This is a genomic window from Methanosarcina sp. UBA5 (genome assembly GCF_002505485.1).
Classification (GTDB): domain Archaea; phylum Halobacteriota; class Methanosarcinia; order Methanosarcinales; family Methanosarcinaceae; genus Methanosarcina.
In genome coordinates this window covers 1-6,397 of sequence record NZ_DAVG01000043.1, presented here as the reverse complement: position 1 = coordinate 6,397, position 6,397 = coordinate 1, and the positions used below count along the sequence as shown (strand labels likewise).

Below are 6,397 nucleotides of genomic sequence, written 5' to 3'. Positions count from 1 at the left end.
AATTCTTTCCATCGTTTATTGTATTTCCTGAATTCTTTCCGCTATTTATTGTATTTCCTGAATACTTTCCATTATTTACAGTACTACCCGAATTTTCTCCATTATTAACTGTGCTGCCTGCATTCTGCCCTATGTTAATAGTGGCCCCTGCATATTGACCTATATTGAATGTATTCCCCGCATACTGCCCTATATTATACGTACTAGCTGGATTTGATCCGTTGTTAAATGTATACCCTGGATTTGACCCATTATTGAATGTGTACCCTGGATTTGACCCATTATTGAATGTGTACCCTGGATTTGATCCGTTGTTAAATGTATACCCTGGATTTGACCCGTTATTGAATGTATACCCTGGGTTTGACCCGTTATTGAATGTATACCCTGGATTTGACCCATTATTAGATGTATTCTCTGTGTTTGATTCATTATCAGATGTGTCTTCTGAGTTCTGTCCATTACTAGAACTACTTCTGGAACTGTGTCTGTTGTTAACAGAAATTCTCGGATTCAAACTATTGTTAGAGGTATTTCCTGAATTTAATCCATTGGCCACATTGTTTTCGGTGTTTGATATATTATTAGCGGTGTTTCCTAGGTTTGGCCCATTGTTAAAGGTTACATTGTTAAAAGTTACATTGTTAAAGGTATTTTCTGAGTTTGGACCGTTATTAAAGACGACATTGTTAAAGACGACATTGTTAAAAGTGTTCCCTTGAGCATCACCTGCATTAAGTATAGTTGATGTTTTCTGCTCTGAATTGCTGTCATTCAATATGTTACTGTTGTCATTTCCTGTATTGCTCTCGGCTGCTGCAGTCGTCACGAATGCTAAAAAAAGGATTACCATAAGAGGATACCGTATCTTTTTTGTTCTGTCAAATAGTTGTTTCCCCATTTACCCCTACTCCTTAAATTTTCTTAACATAATCTTAAGATTGTCGTATTCCAATCCATATTCATTTCCAATTCATGTTCTGTAAAAATTATAATATTTAATGGGCTTTATATAAACAAGATTAATTTTTAAAATTGATATATGATGATATATCATATGAACTCTGAATAAAAAGATATCCGCTTCTTAATTTAATATTAATATTGTTCAAATAAACTGATATTTCAAAATAATTAGGGAACTGCTTGTACTAATTTATATTTCATTACTAGTGGATGGAAAACTAATATAGAGCTTATCCCAAAACAATTCTTATTCTCAAAAAGTAGTAAAGTTTCAGAGCTATTTTTTTCCATAACCTGAAACTCGATTAACTATTCAGAATGTAGGATTCAGAAAAGCAATTTTGAGTTTTGGGATGATATCTATATGAAAGTTAGACTATAAAATAGCAGGAACTCATAAGTTAAATTTTGGGTAAAGTCCAACTCTATTTTAGTAAGGGAAACTGATCATGTAAAATGAAACAGATTAAAAGTTGAAGTGAAATCGTGAATTGCCTGTATATGTAACACAATTATAATTAAGTGCATTGAAAGAAATTATAAAAGTAAAATTGTTTTGGGATAAAATTAGAGATTTATTTATGGATACTAATTTCTATTTCGAAACTTTCACTATTTATACGTTGAATCAAATAATTATAATATGTAGAACAAAAAGGGGAATACATTAAAGGAGGATCCTGTCAGAACTATTACTAACAGTTTCTCAGGCAACTTATCAAAGATTCCCGTGTTGGTCTATGTTCTCTCTTTCTTTCTCTATTGAAGGGACAAAGTAGTCAGGAGTTCTATATTTGAATAGACGGGAATTATCAAAATAATTTATACAGTATCAAAAATAGGGGTAAGTTATGAAGATCCTTATACTCTACTCAGGCGAACTTGGAAAAAAAGTTATCCAAAACCTGATCAATCCGGGAAATTTCTGCGTGTCCTGCGGAGAACTCTGCAACCACTGCAGGCAGGCCAGGAAGTCGTATGCAAACCTGATCGTAGGAATTCATGAGTTTCCTCAAGACCTGCCCACGTTTATAGAAGAGCCCGAGCAGTACATGCCTCAAAAACTTCCGGAATGTGATCTGATACTTGCTATTGGCATCCACCCAGACCTTCTGATAGCCCTTCCGGATGTTGTGAAGAAAACGAAGGCAAAAGCTGTAATAGCGCCTGCCGAAGACTCAAAGAAAACTCCTGCAGGGGTTCTTGAACAGCTTAAAAAAGAGCTTGAAGCCATTGGAGTTGAGTTTGAAGGGCCAAAGCCTTTCTGCGCCCTTGAAAAAACCGGAAAGCCCGTTATAGACGCGTTCGTTGACCTTGGTTTCGGGAAGCCTGTACTCAGAATCGAAATGAGCCCTGATGGGAAGATGTTTATTGGAGCAGGTGTTCTAAGGGACGCCCCTTGCGGTTCCACATGGTTTGTGGCAAAAAAGCTCGGCTGGACTGACACTCCCGAATATAAGGAAACAATCTCAGGAGCTCATCACTCCTATCCCTGTACAGCCAGCATGGACAAAGATCCTCAGCTCGGGGATACTATCCTTCACAAGGCCGGGTATATTATCAGGGAAGCGGTTGAAGATGGAATGGAATTTGCAAAAAAGGAAAAGGCCCGATTGTCTGCAGTGTGCGAGGACGAAATCTCAAGTTCCAGTTTTTAAAAGGTAAGTTTTCGTTCCCAAAAAGTTTTCCAAAAATATTCTAACTGAAAACCGAAGTTCTTTAACTGGTTCCGACAAGAAAAATAAGCGTCACCTATCGCGTATCGACAGAGTTGTGTCCGAAAATGAATACTGAAAATCTCAGCAGTAAGCAAGCTTCTTGAAAATAGCTATTAGAGTCTGAGCCCGTATCTATCCAGTACTGGATTGACCTGGTTCCGTAGTTATTAAGGTAAAAGTATTAAGGGATTTGGAAGGTATTTGGATTAAATCCCTGAAAGTTAACACTTCCTTTTCCCTTTAATGCGTTTAGTTACAATAAATGCACCTACTGGAGAAGTACTTGAAGAGTACTTTTAGCAGGTGGGGCATTTGAGTTCCAGCGTAACCTTTGCAGAATCAGTTTTTCCATCGCAGCCTTTTATCTTGTATGTGAAAGTGTCTGTGCAAGATTTACTGCAACTTGCTGGCCTTTTGTAGCAGAATTTGCCGTTACTCTGCATCGTTACTTTGCCGCCCAGTTTGGTCTTGAAAGTCCCTGTAGATGTAACTTTAAGGCTGCACCCTTTGTCATTCTTCAGCACGTTAAAGCAATAAGAAGTATTTGGACATTTCTTAAGTTTAACATTAAATGTATCCTTTATTGCATTTGTTTTTGCTTTACAGTTGTTATCACACGCGGCTCCTGCCATTGACATGACAAAAAAGACTAACGTGAAAACACAGATTGCCTTAAACATGGTTCTTCGCATTACTTTTCCTCCTTATTTATGCTAAATTAAATTTAATTCGAAAATACTGTAATCGAAACAATGGGAATGTCAAGTTAACGTGTACTCAATAAGCAAACTTCTCGAAAAAAGATTCTATAATTTGAGTGCAGGTCCATTTACTACTAAATTGACCTGATTCCATAGATTCCATAATTATTAAGGTAAAAGCATTAAGGGATTAGAAGAAATTTGGGATTAAATTCCCGAAACTAGCACTTCCTTTTCCCTTTAATGCGCTTAGGTACAATTATTGCACCTACTGAAGCAAGTATCTGAAGGGTACTTTCAGCAACAATCGGAGCATTTGACAATCAGTGTAACCTTTGCACTATCGGTTTTTCCATCGCAGCCTTTTATCGTGTATTTGAAACTGTCAGTGCAAGATTTTTTGCAATTTGCTGGCTTTGTGTAGCAGAATTTACCGTCATTCTTCATTGTCACTTTGCCGCCCAGTTTGGTCTTAATAGTTCCTGTAGTTGTAACTTTAAGGTTGCATCCTTTGTCATTCTTCAGCACATTAAAATATTTTGCACAATTCTCAATAGTAAACTTATCGTTCTTTGCATCTGTTTTTGTTTTACAGTCGTTACCACACGCTGCTCCTGTCATTGACAGAACAAAAAAGACTAATGTGAAAACACAGATTGTCTTAAAAACATTTTTTTGCATTGTTGCTCCTCCGTATTTTGTCCTATTATATTTTATTTTATCGGTGCAGGTCTCATTTGATCCTAACACACCTCTTAATCGAAACACAGTGGAAATATTAACGTATAAGTATACTTATTTTTTTAACTCTAAATAAAAATCGAAAAATGAATTTAAAACTTGATAAAACTTTATCTTAAAACTTAAGGAATTATAAAACTGTTAATAAGCCTAACTGTATCATATACATTATGGAATAAAAATATAAAGTCCTTGACAAGTTTATGGCCTTAAATATCTTATATTAACCCTTTATGTAAAAAAATATTAATACATAAAAATTTTTCTCTTTAAAAGCAGGATATTAGAGTTTTTTATTTTTTTATAAAGGCGAATAGGTTATATTTTATTAAAAGAAGGTTTTTTATTTGTACATAGATGTGCACCTTTCTCTGCAGGATTTTTCAAATTCCAAAATCCCACATTATTCGCCCTTGCAAAACGGTGCATATAGGGTTACATTTTCGTTATTTGCTCACTCGTTTATCTGCTTGCCCGGTGAACTGAAAAATCAATAGGATAAACCTTTAACCGCTTAAGGCATAATTTGATTATAATGCCTAATGCACTTGATTCCATTTCCCAAATGCATAGAGTCCTCTCAGGCATCTTATTTTCGTCAGGTCTACCTGCCAAGAATGGGAAGTATATGAGTTTTTATATTCAGATTATGCCTATAGTTTGAAAACTTATGTATTCAGGGCATATCTGTTAATTATATGAAGTATGTGTGACAATTATAAAATAGAATATCTTGTTTTCAGTTCAATTTAAGAGGTAAACCATGAAGCCAAAGATTGATTCTACGAGTTTTGGTTCGATTATTGTAAATGGAGAAACCTTTAAATATGATATACTTATCCGCCTCAATGGACAGGTCGAAAAAAGGGAGAAAAGACTGTCAAAGGAGCTCTATGGAACTTCCCATAAAATCTCGCTTGAGGAAGCAAAGCACATTTATGAGGAAGGGACAGAAAAAATCCTTATTGGAACCGGGCAGACAGGTTTTGTTAAACTGTCTGAGGAAGCTGAAGATTTTTTCACGAAAAAGAAGTGTGGAATAGAACTTTTTCCGACACCGTGGGCAATTGAACGCTGGAACGAACTTGAAGGCAGGATCACTGCAATGTTCCATATAACGTGTTAAGTCCATGTAACTTGTCAAATTAATAAGAGATACGGCGGTCCAGGCAGGCATAGACAGGTTTTCAAAAGATTGGTTCTGTTTAATATAATCCTTCCACATCGCGCCCTTCTTCCAGTGCCATTAGTTCTTCCTGCGCTGTCGTATCCTGTTCTATTGTGTGTTTCCCACTTTCTTTCTGTTTTATTTCTTTTATATTTATGTCCATCTGGGGGAACGGGATTTCAATTCCTTCTTTCGTATAAGCGTCAAATATTCCTGCAACCAGGTCATTCTTTACGGTTCCCATTTCTTCTGTTTTTGCCCAGGCTCTGAGCTGCAAATTTATCGAGGAATTGGCAAGCTCGGTGGTTACGACTGCGGGCTCGGGTTCCTTAAGGACAAGAGGGTGTGTTTTCATTAGATTGAGTGCTATCTCTGTAGCTTTTTCGAGGCTTGAAGAATAACTTATTCCTATATCAACCGAAACTCTTCTTGTAGGCATCCTTGTCATATTAACAATAGAATTTCCCCATACAAGCTTATTTGGGATTGTTATGAGCTGGTTGTCAGGGGTCAGGAGCTCGGTTGACATGATCCCTACGGATTTCACTTTTCCGGTCTGCCCGTTTACGGTTACAGTTTCTCCCATGTCGATAGGCCTGATTGCCGCAACACATACTCCAGCGGTCAGGTTTGTAAAAGTATCCTGCAGGCCAAGACCAAGAACAATGCCTATTGCTGCAGAGACTCCGACTATATAACTATCCACGTCAAAATTGAGACTCTTCAAGAAAATAAGAATAACAATTAAATGAAGGAGGATACTTAAAAAATGGGTGAGAAATTGAACGGTGAGATCCGGAATCCTTGTTTTCTGTACTCCTCTCCTGAAAACATGAATAATATGTTTTGATAAAGCGAACCCCACGACGAGTACTATTATTGCGAAAATCAGCCTGGATACCGTTATCTCGGTATATGGAATTACCTGCTTCATTATTATTTCATAGCTCATTTTTACTTTCCTTCTTATCTTCGCCGAGAGGCTCAAAAATGATTTTCGTGTACTGTCCAGTACAACTCATTAGCACTAGAATTTATCAACAGTATAACTTATCAACAATATAACTTATCAATAGTATAGCTTATTAACAGCAGAACTTATT

The 6,397-nt window shown here is 36.5% G+C and carries 6 protein-coding genes; 2 read left to right on the top strand and 4 right to left on the bottom strand.

Features of this window, described 5'->3' with window-relative positions:
- A partial coding sequence (locus BP621_RS04165; RefSeq protein ID WP_292388117.1) for a hypothetical protein occupies positions 1 to 901 on the bottom strand: 901 nt, incomplete at its 3' end.
- A 916-nt stretch (positions 902 to 1,817) separates the two neighbouring features.
- Between BP621_RS04165 and BP621_RS04160 the strand changes: the two genes are divergently transcribed.
- A complete protein-coding gene (locus tag BP621_RS04160) occupies positions 1,818 to 2,624 on the top strand; it encodes a DUF166 domain-containing protein (RefSeq protein WP_292388116.1) in 807 nt (268 codons plus the stop codon).
- A 356-nt stretch (positions 2,625 to 2,980) separates the two neighbouring features.
- Here BP621_RS04160 and BP621_RS04155 read toward each other — a convergent pair whose 3' ends face one another.
- Both BP621_RS04155 and BP621_RS04150 read right to left on the bottom strand, forming a co-directional pair.
- Positions 2,981 to 3,376, bottom strand: a complete 396-nt coding sequence (locus BP621_RS04155; RefSeq protein WP_292388115.1) for an Ig-like domain-containing protein — start codon at positions 3,374 to 3,376, stop codon at positions 2,981 to 2,983.
- A 306-nt stretch (positions 3,377 to 3,682) separates the two neighbouring features.
- Entirely contained in the window at positions 3,683 to 4,066 is a 384-nt protein-coding gene (locus BP621_RS04150) for an Ig-like domain-containing protein (RefSeq protein ID WP_292388114.1), read from the bottom strand.
- 823 nt (positions 4,067 to 4,889) lie between these two features.
- Between BP621_RS04150 and BP621_RS04145 the strand changes: the two genes are divergently transcribed.
- Positions 4,890 to 5,252: an Mth938-like domain-containing protein gene (locus BP621_RS04145; protein ID WP_292388112.1), complete on the top strand. Its 363-nt coding sequence runs from the start codon at positions 4,890 to 4,892 to the stop codon at positions 5,250 to 5,252.
- 79 nt (positions 5,253 to 5,331) lie between these two features.
- Here BP621_RS04145 and BP621_RS04140 read toward each other — a convergent pair whose 3' ends face one another.
- Positions 5,332 to 6,246 (bottom strand): mechanosensitive ion channel family protein, encoded by a 915-nt coding sequence (locus BP621_RS04140; RefSeq protein WP_292388111.1) that lies wholly within the window; start codon positions 6,244 to 6,246, stop codon positions 5,332 to 5,334.
- Positions 6,247 to 6,397: the final 151 nt, after the last annotated feature.